Origin of the sequence: Rossellomorea aquimaris, from assembly GCF_000935355.1 — a bacterium.
GTDB lineage: Bacteria > Bacillota > Bacilli > Bacillales > Bacillaceae_B > Rossellomorea > Rossellomorea aquimaris_B.
In genome coordinates, this window is the sequence record NZ_JXZC01000009.1 from 32,868 (window position 1) to 55,699 (window position 22,832).

The 22,832-nt window shown below is 41.9% G+C and carries 19 protein-coding genes; 18 read left to right on the forward strand and 1 reads right to left on the reverse strand.

The genetic code is table 11. The annotated features are described in order from the left end of the window. Position 1 precedes the first annotated feature (1 nt). From TV75_RS17240 to TV75_RS17285, 10 genes are all read left to right on the forward strand, one after another. Entirely contained in the window at positions 2 to 892 is an 891-nt protein-coding gene (locus tag TV75_RS17240; RefSeq protein WP_367379320.1) for a polyprenyl synthetase family protein, read from the forward strand. 703 nt (positions 893 to 1,595) lie between these two features. Beyond that, entirely contained in the window at positions 1,596 to 2,228 is a 633-nt protein-coding gene (locus TV75_RS17245) for a hypothetical protein (protein ID WP_044340050.1), read from the forward strand. Between the two features lie 21 nt (positions 2,229 to 2,249). Then, on the forward strand, positions 2,250 to 4,142 hold the full coding sequence (gene dxs, locus TV75_RS17250) for a 1-deoxy-D-xylulose-5-phosphate synthase (protein ID WP_044340051.1): 1,893 nt from the start codon (positions 2,250 to 2,252) through the stop codon (positions 4,140 to 4,142). Between the two features lie 2 nt (positions 4,143 to 4,144). Continuing rightward, on the forward strand, positions 4,145 to 4,981 hold the full coding sequence (locus tag TV75_RS17255) for a TlyA family RNA methyltransferase (RefSeq protein WP_044340052.1): 837 nt from the start codon (positions 4,145 to 4,147) through the stop codon (positions 4,979 to 4,981). A 687-nt stretch (positions 4,982 to 5,668) separates the two neighbouring features. Further along, on the forward strand, positions 5,669 to 6,118 hold the full coding sequence (gene ahrC / locus TV75_RS17260) for a transcriptional regulator AhrC/ArgR (RefSeq protein ID WP_044340153.1): 450 nt from the start codon (positions 5,669 to 5,671) through the stop codon (positions 6,116 to 6,118). A 117-nt stretch (positions 6,119 to 6,235) separates the two neighbouring features. Next, positions 6,236 to 7,945, forward strand: coding sequence for a DNA repair protein RecN (recN, locus tag TV75_RS17265; protein ID WP_044340053.1), 1,710 nt, complete (start codon positions 6,236 to 6,238; stop codon positions 7,943 to 7,945). Positions 7,946 to 8,070: 125 nt separating this feature from the next. Then, positions 8,071 to 9,360 carry a SpoIVB peptidase gene (spoIVB, locus tag TV75_RS17270; RefSeq protein WP_044340054.1) on the forward strand — a complete coding sequence of 430 codons (1,290 nt, stop codon included), beginning with the start codon at positions 8,071 to 8,073 and terminating at the stop codon, positions 9,358 to 9,360. A gap of 287 nt (positions 9,361 to 9,647) precedes the next feature. Beyond that, positions 9,648 to 10,427 (forward strand): sporulation transcription factor Spo0A, encoded by a 780-nt coding sequence (gene spo0A, locus TV75_RS17275; protein WP_044340055.1) that lies wholly within the window; start codon positions 9,648 to 9,650, stop codon positions 10,425 to 10,427. Between the two features lie 230 nt (positions 10,428 to 10,657). Continuing rightward, a complete protein-coding gene (locus tag TV75_RS17280) occupies positions 10,658 to 10,843 on the forward strand; it encodes a hypothetical protein (protein WP_044340056.1) in 186 nt (61 codons plus the stop codon). A 192-nt stretch (positions 10,844 to 11,035) separates the two neighbouring features. Further along, positions 11,036 to 11,770: a glycerophosphodiester phosphodiesterase gene (locus TV75_RS17285; RefSeq protein WP_044340057.1), complete on the forward strand. Its 735-nt coding sequence runs from the start codon at positions 11,036 to 11,038 to the stop codon at positions 11,768 to 11,770. Positions 11,771 to 11,784: 14 nt separating this feature from the next. Here the strand turns inward: TV75_RS17285 and TV75_RS17290 are convergent, their stop codons facing one another. Continuing rightward, positions 11,785 to 12,024: a DUF2627 domain-containing protein gene (locus TV75_RS17290; RefSeq protein WP_044340058.1), complete on the reverse strand. Its 240-nt coding sequence runs from the start codon at positions 12,022 to 12,024 to the stop codon at positions 11,785 to 11,787. Between the two features lie 133 nt (positions 12,025 to 12,157). Between TV75_RS17290 and TV75_RS17295 the strand changes: the two genes are divergently transcribed. The 8 genes from TV75_RS17295 to TV75_RS17330 all read left to right on the forward strand — a co-directional run bounded on the left by TV75_RS17295 (position 12,158) and on the right by TV75_RS17330 (position 22,570). Next, entirely contained in the window at positions 12,158 to 14,227 is a 2,070-nt protein-coding gene (locus tag TV75_RS17295) for a sigma-54 interaction domain-containing protein (RefSeq protein ID WP_044340059.1), read from the forward strand. A 136-nt stretch (positions 14,228 to 14,363) separates the two neighbouring features. After that, on the forward strand, positions 14,364 to 15,272 hold the full coding sequence (gene yqiS, locus TV75_RS17300; protein ID WP_044340060.1) for a phosphate butyryltransferase: 909 nt from the start codon (positions 14,364 to 14,366) through the stop codon (positions 15,270 to 15,272). 42 nt (positions 15,273 to 15,314) lie between these two features. Then, positions 15,315 to 16,412 (forward strand): branched-chain amino acid dehydrogenase, encoded by a 1,098-nt coding sequence (gene bcd, locus TV75_RS17305; protein WP_044340061.1) that lies wholly within the window; start codon positions 15,315 to 15,317, stop codon positions 16,410 to 16,412. A 151-nt stretch (positions 16,413 to 16,563) separates the two neighbouring features. After that, positions 16,564 to 17,670 carry a butyrate kinase gene (gene buk, locus TV75_RS17310; protein ID WP_044340062.1) on the forward strand — a complete coding sequence of 369 codons (1,107 nt, stop codon included), beginning with the start codon at positions 16,564 to 16,566 and terminating at the stop codon, positions 17,668 to 17,670. A gap of 19 nt (positions 17,671 to 17,689) precedes the next feature. Further along, entirely contained in the window at positions 17,690 to 19,114 is a 1,425-nt protein-coding gene (gene lpdA, locus TV75_RS17315; protein ID WP_044340063.1) for a dihydrolipoyl dehydrogenase, read from the forward strand. Between the two features lie 110 nt (positions 19,115 to 19,224). Then, a complete protein-coding gene (locus TV75_RS17320; protein WP_044340064.1) occupies positions 19,225 to 20,223 on the forward strand; it encodes a thiamine pyrophosphate-dependent dehydrogenase E1 component subunit alpha in 999 nt (332 codons plus the stop codon). Between the two features lie 14 nt (positions 20,224 to 20,237). Beyond that, complete coding sequence (locus TV75_RS17325; RefSeq protein ID WP_044340065.1) at positions 20,238 to 21,221, forward strand: alpha-ketoacid dehydrogenase subunit beta; 984 nt, start codon at positions 20,238 to 20,240, stop codon at positions 21,219 to 21,221. A gap of 29 nt (positions 21,222 to 21,250) precedes the next feature. Then, complete coding sequence (locus TV75_RS17330) at positions 21,251 to 22,570, forward strand: dihydrolipoamide acetyltransferase family protein (protein WP_044340066.1); 1,320 nt, start codon at positions 21,251 to 21,253, stop codon at positions 22,568 to 22,570. Positions 22,571 to 22,832: the final 262 nt, after the last annotated feature.

Genomic DNA, 22,832 nt, shown 5'->3' on the forward strand with positions numbered 1-22,832 from the left:
GGTGAATCCTCACGTTGATCTGAAAGAGTTTCAACAACAGCATGGAGAAACGATTACCAACCATATGGTCAAGACTGTAGACAGCCTTTCTTTGCCTTCTAACTTGAAGAGAGCTATGATCTATTCTTTGCAAGCAGGTGGAAAGAGAATTCGTCCCCTTCTCCTTTTTGCTACGATCAAAGCCTTTAACAAGGACCCTTTACTTGGATTAAATACTGCGTCTGCCCTTGAAATGATTCATACCTATTCCTTGATTCATGACGATCTTCCTGCCATGGATGATGACGACTTGAGAAGAGGGATGCCGACCAATCATAAAATGTTTGGGGAAGCGATGGCGATTTTAGCCGGTGACGCTTTACTAACCTACAGTTTTCAAATGATCACAGAGGACAAGGGACTTACAGATAATAACAAGGTAAGGCTCATCGGTCTTTTAGCAAAGTGTGCAGGACCTGAAGGCATGGTTGGTGGACAAGTAGCGGATATTGAAGGGGAAAATAAGAAGCTTTCTGTAAAAGAGCTCGAAAGCATTCATGAGCATAAAACAGGAAAGTTACTGACGTTTAGTGTATTGGCAGGCGGGATTATCTCCGATGCGTCGGAGGAGCAGCTTGAACTACTAAAGCAATTTGCTTATCATATTGGCCTTGCCTTTCAAATTCAGGATGACATTCTTGATATTGAAGGTTCCGAAGAAATTATTGGAAAGCCAGTGGGGAGCGACCAATCGAAACATAAGAGTACATACCCAAGTCTCTTGACGATAGGAGGGGCTAAGGAAAAGCTTCACTTCCACTTGAACGAAGCGTTATCCAAGCTAGATCAAATGACAATCGATTCCAGTCTCCTTACCGAAATTGCCCAATTAATCGCTGCCCGGAATCATTAAAACCATTCTATGTTTGAGCAAATTATTTAACATATGTTATAATACCTATAGAATGCAAATTTGGGTGGTGCAGTATTCTAGTCAGTCCACCAATCCTGAAGGTGGGCCTAAAAATCCACTAAAGGGCACATCGATGAAGTTCCTGGAATTGGCTTGAGGCGCCCAGCCTTGGGTCATATCTGGGAGTAAGGCTTGAGGGCGATCCACAATGGCATGTGGGCGTTGACCCGCAAGCCGCGGAGGCTTTGTTTCTTATGCTGGCATAAGCATATGCAATAAGAGCAAAGTATGAACCTGCGATGTGATGATTCACTAGCAGCGTAGCCTGCCTTGAGTGAAGAGAGAGGGGATTATGGTTACAAGGTACACATCAGTTGGCCATTGATATGTGCTTTTTCGCCCATATGAAATCCTCTTTGCAAAAGAGGCTAAGGATTGCGTTAAGGACTGTTGAGGAAAACTCCTAGACTGTTCATATTCGGACATATAAAGAGGATTATAGTGCGGACTAAGTGGTAATCCAGTCTAGCTTGTGGTGACGCGGCTAAGTCGGATTTAAAGGGAAACCGCCGGTATGGCAACATCCGGTATCTGATTGGGAAAACCTACTGGACCTAAGCTGCAATTTTTACTCTTTATATGACCATCCAATTACATAGTTCTGATACTATATACACAATAGAAACGGTGTGTTTAAACGATAATGAATGAAACAATGAAAAACTCAATAAAGTGGAGTGTCAGCATTGCCGTTATCACATTTGTGTTAGCGGCTATTTTTTCAGTTACATCCAATATGGTTTTAAATGGAGTCGGATGGTATACAGGACTGGTCGTTGTATTAATCATCGTCTTTATCGGAATCTTCTTTGATATGCTGGGGATTGCTGCAACGGCTGCTGATGAGACCCCTTTTCATGCCATGGCGGCGAAAAAAGTATACGGTGCACGTTATTCAATCAAAATCGTCCGGAACGCAGACCGGTTCGCAAGCTTCTGTAACGACGTAATCGGCGATATTTCAGGTATCATAAGTGGTACTGCGTCAGCAATTGTCATCATTCAACTAGCCGTCTCTTTTCAGCTTGAAGGAGGCTCTTTGAAGGAATATATTGTGAGTGTCACATTGACAAGTATCATAGCTTCCTTGACGGTTGGAGGCAAAGCGCTTGGAAAAACGTTTGCTATCACCTATTCTAAGGATATAATATTTAGAGTTGGTAAAGTTCTACAATTTTTTGAAGACCGATTTCACATCGTAGTGATTAAAGATAAAAAAGACAAGAAAGATAAAAACAAGAAAAAACGTTACAAGCGTGCGAAACAAAATATTTAGTGATGAAAGTGAGTGGACCCCATGGATTTATTATCAATAAAGGAGCCTTCTTTTCTTAAAAAAATGTCAAATGAACAATTGGAAGCGCTCAGTCAAGAGATTCGCCATTTCTTAATAAAGAATCTATCTAAGACTGGCGGTCATATTGGTCCAAACTTAGGGGTGGTCGAATTAACAGTTGCCCTTCATAAGCATTTCTCAAGTCCAAAAGATAAAATCCTTTGGGATGTTGGTCATCAGTCCTATGTACATAAGATTTTGACTGGCCGTGCATGTCAGTTTGATACGTTGCGACAATACAAAGGGTTATGTGGTTTCCCAAAACGCAATGAAAGCGAGCATGATGTATGGGAGACGGGACATAGCTCTACTTCATTATCTGCAGCCATGGGAATGGCAATCGCCAGGGATGTCAAAAAAGAAGATTCTTTCATTATCCCTGTAATCGGAGATGGTGCCTTAACGGGCGGTATGGCACTCGAGGCACTTAACCATATTGGTCATGAAAAGAAAGATATGATCGTCGTTTTAAATGATAATGAAATGTCCATTGCCCCGAACGTCGGAGCCCTTCACAGTGTTCTTGGCCGATTGCGCACTGCCGGAAAGTATAACTGGGTGAAGGATGAAATGGAATATATCCTTAAACGAATCCCTGCTGTCGGAGGCAAATTAGCGAGTACGGCTGAGCGGGTAAAAGACAGCTTAAAGTATCTTTTCGTTTCAGGTATGTTCTTTGAAGAATTAGGATTTACCTATCTTGGGCCAATTGATGGCCACGATTATAATGATCTATCTGAAAACATCCAGTATGCAAAGAAAACAAAAGGTCCTGTCCTCTTACACGTCATAACGAAAAAGGGGAAAGGGTTTCATCCTGCGGAATCAGACAAACAGGGCACATGGCATGGTACAGGTCCATACAAAATTGACACAGGGGACCTGATTAAACCTATAAATGCACCACCTTCCTGGAGTGGTCTTGTAAGTGAGACCGTCAGAAAGATTGCCCGTGAGGATGAACGAATTGTCGCAATTACTCCAGCCATGCCTGTAGGGTCCAAACTGCTTGGGTTTGCTGAAGAATTCCCCGATCGAATGTTTGATGTAGGGATTGCCGAGCAGCATGCCACAACGGTTGCAGCGGGTCTTGCTACCCAGGAAATGAAACCGTTCCTTGCCATTTATTCAACATTCCTGCAAAGAGCGTATGATCAAGTGGTTCACGATATTTGCCGACAAAACTTGAATGTCTTCATCGGGATTGACCGTGCCGGATTAGTCGGTGCCGATGGTGAAACGCATCAAGGGGTATTTGATATCGCCTTTTTAAGGCATTTACCGAATATGGTGATCATGATGCCGAAGGATGAAAATGAAGGTCAACACCTTGTCAATACGGCTCTACAGTATAATGATGGTCCGATTGCGTTACGCTACCCTCGTGGAAACGGTTATGGAGTGCCGATGGATGCTGAACTGAAAACGATCCCGATTGGAACGTGGGAGATATTGAAACAAGGAACGGATGCTGCAATCCTGACCTTTGGCACGACCATACCAATGGCTATGGAAGCTGCTGCTGACCTTGAAAAGCAGGGGCTTTCGGTTAGGGTTGTAAACGCACGTTTCATCAAACCGATGGACGAGAAAATGCTGAAAAATATCCTGGAAGAAGAGATGCCTGTATTGACAATCGAAGAGGCTGTGCTTCAAGGCGGCTTTGGAAGTGGTGTACTTGAGTTTGCGCAGGAACAAGGCTTCCATGATGCAGTGATCGACCGCATCGGTATTCCTGATTATTTCATCGAGCATGGAAGCGTAAAGGAACTATTGAACGAAATAGGCATGACCAAAGAAAACGTAGTGGATCGCATTTTGACAATCACACCAAAAAAACAAAAAAGGGCTTAATGATGAAAGTGAAAAAACAACGTGTAGACGTACTTCTGGTAGAACGAGGATTAATTGAAACGAGAGAAAAAGCGAAACGGGCGGTCATGGCTGGACTTGTCTATTCAAATGAAATGAGATTGGACAAGGCCGGGGAAAAAGTAAGTGAAGACATCCCCCTCACGATAAAGGGGAAAGTGATTCCCTATGTGAGCCGTGGCGGCTTAAAGCTTGAGAAAGCTCTGCAGGTCTTTGATGTGGACGTGGCTGATAAAGTGATGATTGATATCGGGGCTTCCACTGGGGGATTTACGGATTGTGCTCTGCAAAACGGTGCTAAGATGTCCTACGCGCTTGACGTAGGATACAACCAATTAGCCTGGAAGCTAAGACAGGATGAGCGGGTCGTGGTCATGGAAAGAACCAACTTCCGTTACGTCACCCCGGCTGATCTGGAAGGAGAAATGCCAAGCTTTGCATCCATCGATGTATCCTTTATTTCCCTTTCCTTGATCTTGCCTGTCCTGAAAACATTATTGGTACCTGGTGGGGACTGCGTTGCCCTAATCAAGCCGCAGTTTGAAGCCGGGAAGGACCAGGTGGGAAAAAAAGGAATCGTAAGAGATCCTGCCGTGCATAAGATGGTGATCGAGAAGATCATGGCGTTAGCAATTAAAGAAGGCTATCATATCGCCGGTTTGTCTTATTCTCCTATTACAGGTGGAGATGGGAATATTGAATTCCTGATCCATCTGAAATGGTCGGGTCAAGAGGGTGAAGGAGAGTCCCTTCTCGCCACTACACCAGATGAAGTGATAGAGGATGCGCATCATCAACTTAAGGCGAAAACGCAGCAGTAAAATAGGGCCACTCTTCTTCGGAGGGTGGCTTTTTGACGTCTCAATTTTACTAAGTATGGTTTTGAAAATAAAATCCCAGAATTGAAAATAAGTGAGTCAGTTTTGAAAATAAAACTTTAATATTGAAAATAAATGAGTCAGTTTTGAAAATATAACAGTCCCTTCACTGAATTTATGAACCAAAAGGCTATCCAAAACAGAGGGCCATGACTATTAATTTTAAAAAAATGACCCGCTGCATTACCAAAAGGGCAAAACTTCATGAAAATCTGTCGCAGTTAACAATCCTTTCCGAATCAACTCCTTATGCTTATCAGGCTTGATCGAGCCGCCTGCGCTTTTCTTTATGTCCAGCTCCGGCGGCTAGGCCCTCGAGGTCATAAGCTAAACCGACCAAAAAGGCAAGGAGCGCCTTTCCGGTCGATTTATCTTGTGCTTGTCAGGCCTGATCGAGCCGCCTGCGCTTTTCTTTGTCCAGTTCCAGGGGCTTGGGGCTCGAGGTCATAAGTCAAGCAACCCAAAAAGGCAAAGAGCGCCTTTCCGGATTACTCGACTTATGCTTGTCGCCCCAGAACGAGCCCCTTCCTCTTTTCTTTTTTATTGTACTTCCCTACAAAATAGGCTAACATAAGCGTAGAGGTATATTTATACAGGTTTTAATCAAATGTAAGAGGTGTATGTTCTATGATGAACAAAGGACAAAGACATATTAAAATCAGAGAAATCATTACGAATAGAGATGTGGAAACGCAGGATGAGTTAGTGGAAAGCCTTAAAAATGCAGGGTTTAATGTGACTCAAGCCACCGTGTCGAGGGATATTAAAGAACTGCATTTAGTTAAAGTCCCGCTAATGGACGGCAGATACAAATATAGTTTGCCTGCTGATCAGCGCTTCAATCCCCTACAGAAACTTAAGCGTACCCTGACGGATGCGTTTGTGAAAGTGGACCAGGCCGGGCATATGCTAGTAATGAAAACTCTACCTGGTAACGCCAATGCGATCGGTGCTTTAATCGATAACTTAGACTGGGAAGAGATTTTAGGGACCATTTGTGGAGATGACACATGTTTGATCATATGCCGCACTGAAGAAGAGACAAAGATTGTTTCAGAACGATTTTTAGATATGCTTTAATTTGCAGAATCAATCATAAAATTAATGGGCTGTTTGTAAGGCAGCCCTTCATACAAAATCCAATAGGAAGCTTTTCTATTCTTTAGGAAAAGTTCCTTTTTATTTGAGGTGAACGTTTTGCTACAAGAACTATCAATCAAAAATTTCGCCATAATTGAATCCCTCTCTCTTTCCTTTGAAGAAGGACTGACCGTTTTGTCAGGTGAGACCGGAGCAGGTAAGTCGATTATCATTGATGCCATTCATTTACTGGTTGGTGGAAGAGGATCCTCAGAATACGTGCGGCATGGGGAGAAAAAGGCTGAAATTGAAGGGTTATTTATTCTTGATAATGAAACTCATCCATGCATTGAGAAAGCAGCGAGCTTCGGGATAGAAATCGAGGAAGGGATGATCATTCTTCGAAGGGATATTTCGAGCAGTGGAAAAAGTGTTTGCAGGATTAATGGTAAGCTCGTGACGATTGCAATCATGAGGGAAATCGGGGCTTCGCTCATTGATATACATGGACAGCATGAGCATCAAGAATTGATGAATGAAAGCCTTCACCTTTCCTTATTGGATCAATTCGGAGGGAAAGAGATTGCTTCTGGTCTCTCAAGTTACGGGGAAGTATATAAAGAGTACCTTTCTATTTATAAGCAGCTTAACAGGCTTAATGAGAATGAGCAGGAGATGGCACATCGTTTGGATCTGATTCAGTTTCAGCTGAATGAAATTCATGATGCAAACCTTCAATTAAACGAAGATGATGAGCTACAAGAAGAGAAAAGGAAACTTATGAACTTTGAAAAGCTGTTTGAGGCGCTGCAGACCTCCTATGACAGTATTCAAGGTGAGAGAAAAGGGCTGGACTGGGCTGGGCTGGCCATGAGTCATCTCGAGACAGCTGCAGAAGTTGATTCTCAATATGAAAAGACTTTGGAATCTGTTTCAAATGCTTTCTATATGCTTGAAGATGCCGCTCATCAAGTGAGGGGAGAATTAGATCAATTGGAATTTGAGCCAAACCGTTTGGATCTTATTGAAGCGAGACTGAATGAGATCAACGGTCTAAAGAGAAAGTATGGGTCTTCTGTAGAAGAAATCCTGGCTTATAGTTCAAAGATTGAAGAAGAAATTGAAACCATCACGAACAAAGATTCTCATGTAGAACATTTACAGAGTAAATTACAATCACTTGAGAAAGATTTATCATTAGAGGCAAAAAATCTGTCCCAAACGAGAAAGCAGTGGGCGAAAAAATTAACAGCAAGTATTCATGAACAGCTTAAGCAACTTTATATGGATAAAACGAAATTTGAAGTTCGCTTTGTGAAAAGTGGAGAAAATGAATCGTTTTCCTTCCAGCATTTTAAAAAGGATGGTTGGGACACAGTGGAGTTTTACATATCAACCAATCCAGGGGAGCCTTTAAAGCCGTTATCCAAAGTTGCATCAGGTGGGGAGCTTTCCCGTATTATGCTGGCCATGAAGACGATTTTTTCCAAGCACCAGGGAATCACCTCCATCATTTTTGATGAGGTCGATACAGGAGTCAGCGGAAGAGTGGCACAGGCGATTGCTGAGAAAATTTATCAGGTTGCCATTCATTCCCAGGTGATGTGTATATCTCACTTACCGCAAGTAGCTGCAATGGCAGATTGTCACCTGTTTATTTCGAAAAAACTTTCAGGCGGAAGAACGAGCACAATGGTCAAACGTCTTCAAGAGAAGGAAAAGATCAAAGAAATCTCCAGAATGATTTCGGGAGTGGAAATTACAGATTTAACATTAGAACACGCAAAGGAATTACTGCAATTAGCAGGATCCATAAAAGAAACATGAAAAGCTATCCAATTGGGGTAGCTTTTTTTCATGATTACCAGTTATAAATGTAGCTTATAAAGGCAAAATTAAAACTGTAGCCGATAGTTAGTGTGTGTGGATTAGAAACGAGGAGAGTGGATATATTGAGTTTAGATTGGTTAAGAAAATGTATAGGTGGAATTCTCCTTGTTTCGCTTTGTCTTATTGGTTTTTACAAACCGGTTCAACAATTTATCAATACACCGAACTCTGTAAGGGTAATGGAAGGGGATAAAGTTGCTCTCCCTAAGGCTGCATCTGTTACAACGATGGGTTCGTCTGATAATCAACATGTTCAATTGAATGAAGAAGAAGGTCAGCTCTCGATTCAAGGAAGTTCTGTAGGTAAAGATGAAGTTGTCTTTGAATTAGCTGGGTTACCCATTAAAAAAGTCGATGTAGAAGTACTGAAAGATTTCAAGGTGATCCCGGGTGGTCAATCCATCGGGGTGAAATTAAATACTGTCGGGGTGTTGGTGGTAGGTCATCATCTAGTTGAAACAGAGTCAGGGAAGATGTCTCCCGGCGAAAAAGCGGGAATTCAAGTAGGGGATATGATTACTGAAATAAACGGAACGAAAATTGAAGAGCTTGCGGATGTTGCTCCTTTTGTTCAAAAGGCAGGAGAAGATTCCAAATCATTAGATGTTGTGATTAAGCGTGAACAAGAGACTGTAAAGACTCAATTGCTTCCGTTAAAAGAAAAAGGGGAAAATAACTACAAATTAGGCTTGTATATTCGTGATTCTGCAGCTGGAATCGGCACAATGACGTTCTTTGACCCGAAGTCCAAGAAATATGGGGCACTGGGCCATGTCATTTCAGACATGGATACAAAAAAACCGATTGTGGTTGAAAACGGAGAAATTGTCCATTCAGAAGTAACGTCCATTCACAAAGGAAAGGACGGAAAACCAGGTGAAAAATTAGCCCGTTTTTCTTCTGATCGTAACGTAATCGGGAACATTACCCGTAACAGCCCATTCGGGATTTTTGGGGAGTTAAATCAGACCATTGATAATGATCTGATGGATAAACCAATGTCCATCGCTCTTTCCCACCAAGTGAAAGAAGGACCTGCTCAGATATTGACTGTGGTAGATGGGAAAGATGTAGAAATGTACGATATTGAGATTGTCAGTACCATACCTCAGAAGTATCCGGCAACAAAAGGGATGGTATTAAAAGTAACAGATCCCAAGCTATTGGAGAAAACAGGTGGGATCGTGCAAGGCATGAGTGGAAGTCCCATCATTCAAGACGGAAAAGTCGTCGGGGCTGTGACACATGTATTTGTAAACGATCCGACAAGCGGATATGGTGTACACATTGAATGGATGCTAAGTGAAGCTGGAATCGATATTTACAAGAAAAATCATGACCGAGCAAGCTAACAGTGGAAAACCCTTACTAAAGTCCCGATCGCGGGTGCTTATAAGGGTTCTTTTTTTTGAATAAAAAAGGTGTTTCCGAAAGGACAGTTTGCCAAAAAGACGTATAACTTGTTAAAATAAAGATTATTCGACAAACCGATGAGCGAATATCGAATAGGGTCGAAATATAAAGAAATCTTTAGAAAATCAAAGAAAATATAATATTTTTCAAGTTTTTTTCAAAAATAAAAGGAATTTAGAATAAAAATAAAGAGATGAATTAATTAGGATTGAGGAGGAAACCTGTAGTGAAATCGATTAAAGTATGTGTTGTGGATGATAACCGTGAACTTACGTCTTTATTGGAAGACTACATTGCTTCACAAAATGATATGGAAGTAGTAGGAATTGCTCATAATGGCCAAGATTGTTTAGATTTGTTAGAAGAAGTGGATCCGGATGTCCTGGTTTTGGATATTATTATGCCTCATTTGGACGGGCTTGCAGTGCTCGAACGACTTCGTGAAAAGAAGAGCATCCCTAATGTCATTATGCTGACAGCCTTCGGTCAAGAAGATGTAACAAAGAAAGCCGTCGACCTCGGAGCTTCTTACTTCATCCTAAAACCATTTGATATGGAAAATCTAGTGAGTCATATTAGACAAGTCAGCGGTAAATCAAACCCAATCATCAAAAAACCTTCCTCATCCAGAATGCATACAGAGCAGAAACCAAGGAATTTAGATGCAAGTATTACAAGTATCATCCATGAAATTGGTGTTCCGGCACATATTAAAGGTTACTTATATTTAAGAGAAGCGATTTCTATGGTTTATAACGATATCGAATTACTTGGTTCAATTACAAAGGTTCTTTACCCTGATATCGCCAAAAAATACAACACTACAGCATCAAGAGTAGAACGAGCGATTCGTCATGCGATCGAAGTGGCTTGGAGCAGAGGGAATATCGATTCAATTTCTTCTTTATTCGGGTACACAGTGAGTATGTCCAAGGCTAAGCCGACAAATTCCGAATTCATCGCTATGGTTGCTGATAAGCTTCGTTTAGAACATATGGCTTCATGAAAAAGTAAGGATTAGGCCAAGCATCGAATTGAATAATTCATATTAAAACCCTATGAGCCAATTGGTTTCGTAGGGTTTTTTGGTTTGAAGATAAGCGTCCTGTGAACTTTTCTACTTCCTCAGTAACAATTGCCTCATTTTTTTTCATATCTGGTAGTTCGCCCTTACAGCTTGTCCTTTGATACATATGATACAGTGTAATGCAAAAACAAGAAAAGGGAGGTGAGACTATGGGATGCTTCCGTGATAGAGATGATGTAGCTGGTGCTTTTGACAGAGATAGAGACGACTTTAGAGTTCCTGTAAGAGCTTTTATTAGAGGGGAAGATTTCTGCAGAGCTGTACGCCGTTGTGACAGAGACGATGTAGCAGGTATCGAAGACCGTCGCCGCAGAAGAAGATGCTCTTGGTTCTAATAGATGTTGCACTTACCATTGGAAACAAAAAAATCCTGAGTGACTCAGGATTTTTTTTTATTTAAAGAGAACTCATCCCTTTGAGGAGAATATTAATAAGTATATAATGGGTTTAGACACACATTCATTCAAAGCGTTGGTCTGGATATCTACATATAGAATGAGATTAACTTAAGAAAAGGGAGTGAACTCATGACACTGATTTTTGCACACCGTGGCTCAGCCGGGACTCACCCGGAAAACACTATGGACGCGTTTTATGAAGCTGAAAGAGTAAGGGCAGACGGTATTGAATTGGATGTTCAACTGACGAAAGATGGAGAAATCGTCGTGATTCATGATGAAACGGTTGATCGCACCACAAATGGGAAAGGGTTCGTCAAAGACTATACGCTTCAGGAAATTCAAAAACTGCAAGCGAATTATAAATTTAAAAGTAAGCTGTTTAAAAAAAATCGTGTGCCTTCATTGAGGGAGGTATTTCAGTGGTTAATGAGCAATGACCTACTGTGTAATATTGAGTTGAAAAACAGCATCATGGACTATCAGGGACTGGAAGAAAAAGTAATCGGATTAATTAAGGAATTTGGATTTGAAGACCGGATCATTATCTCTTCATTTAATCATTACTCGATTGTAGCGTGCTACCGGCTGGAGCCTGCCGTTGAAATTGCGCCACTATACTCATCAGGATTATTCATGCCGTGGATTTATGCCCAATCTCTAAGGGCGAAAGCGATACACCCCAACCTGAAAGCAGTCAAGGATGAAATCATAATGGAATCGATGAATAACGGCATTTGTGTCAGACCTTACACGGTTAATAAAGTGGAACAAATGGAGAGATTACTGAATGTAGGTTGCACTGCATTTGTAACGGACTATCCTGAAAAGGCATGGAAGCTGAGAGAAAGTAAAAAAGGCTAGCGCAATCATAAGCGCTAGCCTTTTTTGTTGAATCGGGATTGTACTTTATTGCGTTTTCGATCACGATGCAGTACAAATCCTGCAATAAAACCGAGACCGCATATAAAGAATACTAATCCAATGACAAATTGCAACCACAAATAAGGAATGGGAGACTGCAGAATGCCGAATAACATATCTCTCATCAATTTAATCCCGAGAGCAGCGAGAGCGCCAGGGATTAACATAATAATCAGGGCAATTAGACGAACCATGAGGTGCATAACTCCTTTTTTGTTTCCATATTAAAATTCTAACTCCAACTAGAAAATTGTCAAGTTTCGAAAAGTAGTGTAACATTATGTTTGTGAAAAAAATTGCAGGTATCGAGAGCCGGGGTGAAAAATGTTGCAAGAGGTTCTGATTGTCGGCGGGGGTAAGGGTGGAACAGCCATTTTAAAAATCCTACACGAAGCTTCCGTCATGAAAGTGATCGCAGTTGTAGACCTAAATGAAAACGCTTCAGGGATTGTGTTAGCTAAAGAGCTGGGGATACCAGTTGGTACGGATTGGCGACATTTCCTGAACGATTCTGTTGATATCGTCATTGAAGTGACCGGTGAACAAAAAGTATTTGAAAATATAAGAGATAAGCGGGGAAGGAACACCGTTATTATTCCAGGCAGTGTTGCCTTTCTTATTTCAAAGCTTCTGGAAGAGAAGGAAGATCTTATCCATCAATTAACAAGTGAATCCTTTAAAAGAGACCTCATTTTTAACTCTACTGATGATGGTATGGTCGGAATAGACGATCAAGGAAATGTGATGCTCTTCAATAAAAGTGCACAGAGGATGATCGGTAAGGACCAGGAAGACGTAATGGGGTTGCATATTTCTGATGTGATTCCCGAGAGTAAATTAACCAACACGATTGAAACGCGACGAACTGAATTTCATCAAGAAGTTGTTTTGGACAATGGGCTGAAGATCATTTCCAATCGGATTCCAATGATTACGGATAATGATGAAATCATCGGAGCTTTTTCTGTATTCAAAGATATTACGGAAGTCGTGAATCTTGCAGAGGAGATCACGAATCTTAAAGAAATTCAAACAATGCTTGAAGCCATCATTCATTCCAGTGATGATGCGATTTCTGTAGTCGACGAAGAAGGAAAAGGGATATTAATTAACCCTGCTTATACTAGAATCACAGGACTCTCCCAAGAAGAAGTAATTGGAAAACCGGCAACGGCAGACATTTCTGAAGGAGAGAGTATCCATTTGAAAGTCCTGCAAACAAGAAGAGCCATCAGGGGAACGAGGATGCGGGTAGGGCCGAAGCGGAAAGAAGTCATTGTCAATGTTGCTCCTATAATCGTGAATGGTAAACTCAAGGGGAGTGTAGGTGTCATTCATGATATGTCTGAAATTCAGTCACTTACTCAGGAGTTGGATCGGGCCAGAAGAATTATTCGCACTCTAGAAGCAAAGTATATGTTTGAAGACATCATCGGGGATTCCGAAGAAATGATGATTGCGGTGGAGCAAGCTAAATTAGGGGCAAAAACACCTGCCACTGTTCTTCTCAGGGGTGAATCCGGTACAGGAAAGGAATTATTTGCACACGCTATACATAATGCGAGTGATCGAAAGTTCAACAAATTCCTGCGGGTCAATTGTGCTGCATTATCAGAGAACCTATTGGAAAGTGAATTATTTGGGTATGAGGAAGGTGCATTTTCAGGAGCGAAGCGTGGTGGTAAGCGAGGCTTGTTTGAAGAAGCGAATAATGGCAGTATCTTTCTGGATGAAATAGGGGAATTGAGTGCCAATACTCAAGCTAAGTTACTGAGGGTCCTGCAGGAGAATGAGATCGTTCGTGTGGGGGGGACCAAATCCATCCAGATTAATGTCCGGGTCATTGCAGCGACAAATGTGAATCTTGAAAAAGGAATCGCTGACGGCTCTTTCAGAGAAGATCTTTACTACCGTCTCAATCGAATGCCTATTCAGATTCCGCCACTAAGACATCGCAAATCAGATATTCCCCGCATTGCCGAAACCCTTATTACGAAGATCAATCAGGATTACGGTAGAAATGTTGAAGGGGTAACAGAGCAGGCGATGAATAACTTAATGAATTATCATTGGCCTGGTAATGTAAGAGAGCTTGAAAATGTATTGGGAAGGGCCATTATCTTTATGAATTACAACGAAGTGAAGATAGACATCAAGCATTTACCCCAACTGGATGATACATCCAAAAGCCTTGTTAAAGAAGTTCCTTACGAAACGGAAGGCACCGTTAAGGATCTCGCAACGCAAGTGGAACAATATGAAAAAAATATAATCCAAAGGGTTTTGGAGCAGAATAATGGTAATAAAACAGCAACCGCCAAAGCATTAAATGTGTCTGTTCGAAACTTGTATTATAAGATTGAAAAATATAACATTGAAATAACTAGCATGAAATAATTTGCGCAGTATGAAATAAATTGCAGGGATAAATATGGCTTAATAAAGCGTTTTCAGTGTGTTGAAAGTTGGCACGGTTCTTGCATGTAGATTAATGGGAACATAATAACAGAAAAAAGGGGTTGAAACGACATACATGAATCTACAATCTTTGGTGGAAAAAGCAACCCGGATAGAAAACTCCACTGTAGCGGTAGCAGCTGCAGAAGATAAAGAAGTCCTTGGTGCTGTCGCCATGGCAGTTGAAAAAGATATGGCCAAATTTTTACTTTTTGGCGATAAAGAAGAAATCATCTCTCTTATAGAAGAGGTCGCACCGCAACTTCGATCTCACAGCAGCATTAAAATCAAGCATGCATTTTCGCCACAGAAATCAGCCGAACTGGCTGTAAAGGCTGTGAAGGAAAATGAAGCAGGTGCCCTCATGAAGGGGAATGTTCCTACTGCTGTTATTTTAAAAGCAGTATTAAATAAAGAGTGGGGTCTCAGAACAGGCAATGTTTTATCACATGTGGCAGCTTTTGAGGTGGAAGGGTTTGATAGACTGACATTTATTACGGATGCAGCGATGAATATTGCACCTGATCTACAGCAAAAAGCGCAAATTATTGAAAATGCCGTCGAGATTGCCCGTTCAATCGGTGTTCTCCATCCAAAAGTAGCACCGATAGCGGCGGTTGAAGTGGTTAATCCTTCTATGCAGGCAACAGTTGATGCCGCTTCTCTTACGATGATGAATCAAAGAGGACAGATCCGAAATTGTACCGTGGATGGTCCATTAGCATTGGATAATGCCGTTTCACACCACGCTGCTGAACATAAAGGGATTGAAAGTGAAGTCGCTGGACAAGCGGATATCCTTCTCGTTCCAAATATCGAAACTGGTAATGCTCTTTACAAGTCCATGATCTATTTTGCAAAAGCGAAAGTAGGAGCTGTGATCGCTGGAGCGAAAGCACCAATCGTATTGACATCCAGAGCGGACAGTGCAGAAAGTAAACTATATTCACTGGCACTGGCTATATGCTCTGCTTCAAATAAATAGTGATATAAATCAAAATATATAAGACTTTAGGGGGAAATGAAAATGAAAATTTTTAGCTATATGGAACAATATGATTATGAGCAATTGGTATTTTGTCAAGATGAATCATCAGGTTTGAAAGCAATCATTGCGATTCATGATACTACACTTGGACCTGCACTTGGCGGGACTCGTATGTGGACATATGAATCGGAAGAAGCGGCGATTGAAGACGCGCTTCGCCTTGCGCGTGGTATGACGTACAAGAATGCTGCAGCAGGTCTTAACTTAGGTGGAGGGAAAACGGTCATTATCGGTGACCCTCGCAAAGATAAGAATGAAGAAATGTTCCGTGCATTCGGTCGCTACATTCAAGGACTGAACGGTCGTTATATTACGGCTGAAGATGTGGGAACAACAGTTGCCGATATGGACTTGATCCATGAAGAAACAGATTATGTCACAGGTATTTCACCTGCGTTTGGATCTTCAGGGAACCCATCTCCGGTAACTGCGTACGGCGTATACCGTGGGATTAAAGCGGCAGCGAAAGAAGCATTCGGAACTGATTCTCTTGAAGGAAAAACGATCGCTGTTCAAGGAATTGGAAATGTTGCGTACAATATGTGCCGTCACCTTCACGAAGAAGGAGCACATCTGATCGTTACAGATATCAATAAAGAAGCGGTACAACGTGCTGTAGATGAATTCGGGGCAAAAGCTGTTGACATCAACGATATTTATGGGGTTGACTGTGACATCTTTGCACCATGTGCACTGGGAGCGATCATCAACGACGAAACCATTCCTCAGCTAAAAGCAAAAGTCATTGCAGGGGCTGCAAATAACCAATTAAAAGAAACTCGTCATGGTGACGCGATTCATGAAATGGGTATCGTTTATGCACCTGACTATGTCATCAATGCAGGTGGAGTCATCAACGTAGCGGATGAACTATACGGTTACAATAGTGAAAGAGCGATGAAAAAAGTGGAGCAAGTGTACAACAACGTTGAGCGGGTTATTGAAATCGCTAAACGTGATAATGTTCCAACTTACGTTGCTGCTGATCGTATGGCTGAAGAAAGAATCGAGAAAATGCGCCGTTCAAGAAGCCAGTTCTTACAAAACGGTCAACATATTTTAAGCAGACGTGGATAATTAGAAGAAAAAACGCTTTACTTCTAACAAAAGTAGAGCGTTTCTTCCCTGTTAATGCGAACATCGAACAGATTAAGGGGTTATCTATCATAGGGGAAAAATTCTACGTACAAACATTACAATAACAGCTACCCAAATGGAGGTAACAACAGTGCAAGAGAACAAACATCGAATATTAGTCATTAACCCTGGATCGACATCAACCAAAATTGGTGTTTTCGATGATGATCGATCTATCTTTGAAAAGACAATTCGTCATGATTCAGAAAAAATTAATGAATTTCCAACCATCATTGATCAGTATGAATTCAGAAAGGATACCATTCTTCAAGCATTAGATGAAGAAGGGATCAACATTTCGAAGCTAAGTGCTGTTTGTGGCCGTGGGGGCCTTCTTAGACCGATAGAAGGCGGCACATACTTAGTGAATGATGACATGCTGAAGGATCTTAAAGAAGGATTCTCAGGTCAGCATGCTTCAAACCTTGGTGGGATTATAGCATTTGAAATTGCTTCTGGATTAAACATTCCGTCTTATATTGTCGACCCAGTTGTAGTGGACGAGCTACAATCACTTGCCCGTGTTTCAGGGTTTTCACTCATTGAAAGAAAGAGTATTTTCCATGCATTAAATCAGAAAGCGGTAGCAAGAAGAGTCGCAAAGGAACTCGGAAAGAGATATGAGGACCTAAACCTGATCGTCACTCATATGGGTGGTGGAATTACCGTCGGTGCCCACCGCAATGGGAAAGTCGTGGATGTGAATAATGGTTTACATGGCGATGGCCCATTCAGTCCTGAAAGAGCAGGTACTGTTCCAGCGGGTGATTTAGTTGACCTATGCTTCTCAGGTGATTATTACCGTGATGAAATCATGAAGAAACTCGTTGGTCAAGGTGGCTTAGTCGGTTATCTTGGAACAAACGATGCAGTAAAAGTGGAGAAGATGATTGAGAATGGCGATGAAAATGCCAAAGCCGTGTATGATGCGATGGCGTATCAAATTGCTAAAGAGATAGGGGCAGCAAGTGCCGTCCTTAATGGTAAAGTAGACGCCATTGTGCTAACGGGTGGACTTGCTTATGGTAAAGAATTTGTGAAGGCGATAAGCAATCGAATCAATTGGATAGCGGATGTCGTGATTCAACCAGGAGAAAATGAACTGCAAGCTCTTGCGGAAGGGGCATTAAGGGTCTTGCGAAATGAAGAGGACTATAAAGTGTACCCTGGACCAGTAAAGAAAAAAGCGAGAGTATAAGAGCAAGGAGGACTCAAGATTGGCAGAAGAATATGATTTAGTCATTCTAGGGGGAGGAACTGGTGGCTACGTAGCCGCCATTCGTGCTTCTCAACTTGGATTAAAAACAGCAATCGTTGAAAAAGGAAAGCTTGGCGGGACATGCTTACACAAAGGATGTATTCCCAGTAAAGCCCTTCTTCGCAGTGCTGAAGTATATGCAACAGCGAAACATAGTGAAGATTTTGGTGTGAAGATCAATGGGGTAGAATTAGATTTCACGAAAGTCCAATCCAGAAAAGACGGGATTGTTGAACAGCTTCACAAAGGGGTTCAACACTTGATGAAACAAGGTAAGATCGATGTCTTTGAAGGGCTGGGTCGTATTTTAGGACCTTCGATTTTCTCCCCTATGCCAGGCACGATTTCAGTTGAAATGAATAACGGTGAAGATAATGCAATGCTGATCCCTAAAAATGTGATCGTTGCAACAGGATCGAGACCTCGTTCATTACCAGGACTTGATATTGATGGTGAATACGTTCTATCTTCGGATGAAGCGCTTTCACTTGAGGCTTTGCCAAAATCGATCATCATCGTTGGCGGAGGAGTCATCGGTATTGAATGGGCTTCCATGCTGTCTGACTTTGATGTTGAGGTAACCGTTGTGGAATACGCTGATAAAATAGTACCAACCGAGGATCATGAGATTTCTAAAGAAATGCAGCGCTTGATGAAGAAAAAAGGCGTTAAAATCGTTACAAGTGCTAAGGTGCTTCCTGAAACCTTGGAAAAAGGAGAAGGAGAGGTAACGATCAAAGCTGAGCATAAAGGTGAAGAAAAAGCCTTTACGGCAGAGAAAATCCTTGTATCTGTAGGCAGACAAGCGAACGTTGAAGGCATTGGCTTAGAGAACACAGATATTAAAGTGGAAAAAGGCTTTATTGAAGTGAATGATTTCTTCCAAACCAAGGAATCTCATATTTACGCGATCGGGGATGTCATCGGTGGACTTCAATTAGCTCATGTTGCATCACACGAAGGAATCACAGCTGTGGAACATATGGCGAATGAGAAACCTCACCCTATTGACTATTCCCTCATTTCAAAATGCATCTACAGTAATCCTGAAATTGCAAGCGTAGGGATCACGGAACAGGAAGCAAAAGAAAAGGGATATAACTTGAAGACCGGAAAATTCAGCTTCAGAGCAATCGGGAAAGCACTTGTATATGGTGAATCGGATGGATTCGTCAAGATCATTGCAGATAAAGATACCGATGACATTCTAGGTGTGCACATGATCGGTCCACATGTAACAGACATGATTTCAGAAGCGGGACTGGCTAAAGTATTGGACGCAACCCCATGGGAAATCGCGCACACAATCCACCCTCATCCATCCCTGTCAGAAGCGATCGGAGAGGCAGCCCTTGCTGTAGATGGAAAGGCAATTCACTCATAGAAACGCGTAGCCTACTGTTCTTGAGCTACAAGTAGACAATTAATTTCAATAGGAAAGGTAGAGGTCCTCTCTACCTTTCCAACCATTAGATTGTGTAGGAGGTAAACAAAATGGCAGAAAATCGTCATGAAGAGTTAGGACTTTCCAATGAGAAAGTATTAGAAATGTATGAAACCATGCTTCTTGCTAGAAAAATCGATGAGCGTATGTGGTTACTGAACCGTTCGGGAAAAATCCCTTTTGTTATTTCTTGTCAAGGTCAGGAAGCTGCTCAAGTCGGTGCTGCATTCGCTTTAGATCGTGAAAAGGATTATGTCCTTCCGTACTACCGAGACATGGGTGTGGTATTAACATTCGGGATGACGGCTAAAGAGTTGATGTTATCAGGTTTTGCGAAAGCAGAAGATCCAAACTCGGGCGGACGTCAGATGCCTGGTCATTTTGGGCAAAAGAAAAATAATATCGTAACGGGTTCATCTCCTGTAACCACGCAAGTTCCTCATGCCGTTGGTATCGCCCTTGCCGGGAAAATGGAGAAGAAAGATGTTGTAACGTTTGTGACATTCGGAGAAGGATCTTCCAACCAGGGAGATTTCCATGAAGGAGCAAACTTTGCTGGTGTACATAAATTACCTGTTATTTTCATGTGTGAAAACAACAAATATGCAATCTCAGTTCCAATCGAAAAGCAGTTAGCGTGTGAGAAAGTGTCCGATCGTGCCATTGGGTATGGTATGCCGGGAATCACTGTAGATGGAAATGATCCGATCGAGGTTTATAAAGCTGTCAAAGAAGCAGCAGATCGTGGTCGTCGTGGAGAAGGTCCGACATTGGTTGAAACGGTTTCGTATCGCTTGACTCCTCACTCCTCGGATGATGATGACAGAAGCTATCGTTCTCCCGATGAAGTAGCGAAAGCGAAAACAAATGATCCAATCATCACGTTTGGTGCTTACTTAAAAGAAACAGGCGTCATGAACGATGATATTGAGAAAGAAATCAATGATCGCATTATGAAGCTCGTGAACGAAGCAACGGATTATGCAGAAAACGCTCCATATGCTGAAGCAGAATCAGCTATGAAGTATGTTTACGCAGAAGAGAAGTAAGGGGGAATTCAATCATGCCAGTAATTTCATACATTGATGCCGTAACAATGGCAATTAGAGAAGAAATGGAACGTGATGAGAAAGTATTCGTTCTTGGAGAAGACGTCGGTAAAAAAGGTGGAGTATTCAAAGCGACTCACGGACTGTATGATCAATTTGGAGAAGACCGTGTCATTGATACACCACTTGCGGAATCAGCCATTGCCGGTGTTGGAATCGGAGCTGCCATGTATGGCATGAGACCGATCGCCGAAATGCAGTTTGCCGACTTTATCATGCCGGCAGTGAACCAAATCATCTCTGAAGCAGCACGAATCCGTTACCGTTCGAATAATGATTGGAGCTGTCCGATGGTCATTCGTGCTCCTTACGGTGGCGGAGTACACGGGGCTCTATATCATTCACAATCGGTTGAGGCCGTGTTCGCTAATCAACCAGGATTGAAAATTGTCATGCCATCCACTCCTTATGATGTGAAGGGCTTACTGAAAGCTGCTATCCGTGATGAAGATCCAGTATTATTCTTTGAACATAAACGTGCTTATCGCCTGATCAAAGGTGAAGTGCCTGAGGATGACTACACTCTTCCAATCGGAAAAGCAGACGTGAAGCGTGAAGGAGAGGACATCACAGTGATCACTTATGGTCTGTGTGTTCACTTTGCACTTCAAGCAGCGGAAAAGCTTGCCCAGGATGGAATCGAAGCGCACATACTGGATTTACGTACGATTTATCCATTAGATAAAGAAGCGATCATTGAAGCAGCTTCAAAAACAGGTAAAGTGCTCCTGGTGACAGAAGACAATAAAGAGGGAAGCATCATGGGTGAGGTTTCTGCGATTATTGCTGAAAACTGTTTATTCGAGCTTGATGCTCCTATCAAACGCCTTGCGGGTCCTGATGTTCCTGCAATGCCGTATGCACCGACAATGGAAAAATACTTTATGATTAACCCGGACAAAGTAGAAAAAGCAATGCGTGAACTTGCAGAATTTTAATAACATTAGACAGTAAGGAGGGTTCCTCATTGGGTATTGAAAATATGAAAATGCCTCAGCTAGGGGAAAGTGTTACAGAAGGTACGATAAGTAAATGGTTGGTATCACCTGGTGATACCGTCAATAAATATGATCCGATTGCGGAAGTTCAAACGGACAAAGTAAATGCAGAGGTACCATCATCCTTCACAGGTACCATTAAAGAATTAATTGCTGAAGAAGGAGACACTCTTGAAGTCGGAGAAATTATTTGTTCGATTGAAGTGGAAGGTGAAGGTTCTGCACCTGTTGAAGAAACTCCGAAAGAAACGCCTAAGAAAGAATCGGATCAAGCACCTCAATCTGCACCTGAAACGAAGGCTCCAAGTAAAGATAGTGGGAATAAAACAAGATATTCCCCTGCCGTATTAAAGCTATCTCAAGAGCATGATATTGATCTGAATCAAGTAGAAGGAACTGGAAATGGCGGCCGTATCACTCGTAAAGATCTTAAGAAGATCATTGAGTCAGGTAGTATTCCAAAAGCAGGAGATGCTCCGGCGCCTAAGGCTGAAGATCAGGCGCCTCAGCAAGCACCGGTGAAGGAACAAGCGGTTAAACAACCGGCCAAGCAATCTGCGCCTGCAGCGAACGTTCCTGTTGTACCTGGTGATATTGAAATCCCGGTTTCGGGTATTCGTAAAGCCATTGCATCCAACATGGTTCGAAGCAAGCATGAGGCTCCTCACGCATGGACGATGCTGGAAGTGGATGTTACAAACCTTGTTGATTATAGAAACTCACTTAAAACGGAATTCAAACAGCGTGAAGGATTTAATCTTACTTTCTTCGCATTTTTCGTGAAAGCTGTTGCTCAAGCCCTTAAAGAGTATCCACAAATTAATTCTATGTGGGCCGGGGACAAGATTGTTCAGAAGAAAGACATCAACCTTTCCATTGCAGTAGCGACAGACGATGCACTGTATGTGCCTGTGATCAAAAATGCAGACGAAAAAACCATCAAGGGTATTGCAAGAGAAATCACTGAGCTTGCCGGAAAAGTACGCAGCGGTAAATTAACTTCCCAAGATATGCAGGGAGGCACATTTACTGTCAACAACACCGGGTCATTTGGTTCAGTACAATCAATGGGTATCATTAATTATCCGCAAGCAGCAATCCTTCAAGTAGAATCGATTGTGAAACGTCCGGTTGTCATGAACAATGGAATGATCGCAGTACGAGACATGGTGAACTTATGTATGTCACTCGATCACCGTGTTCTGGATGGTCTGGTTTGCGGAAGATTCTTACAGCGTGTGAAAGAAATCCTAGAAAACACTTCAAAAGAAAATACATCTGTATATTAATCGTTATAAGGACTGACCCTGGGTGGTTAGTCCTTATTTTTTTTGTTTCTGGATAGTATGGAGCAGAAAAAATAAATGATTATCCCAATGATTCGGGAAAGTAGGGTTAAATATTACTGGAAGAATATTCTAATATGAAATATTTCGTCATGAATAGGACGTTTTTCCAGTTGCCGTTATACAAGAATACAATCCTGTGACTTCTCGCTCAATTATTTCTTACTTAACTTAAAAAAGTAGGCATTCTCCATCCTTTTACCCT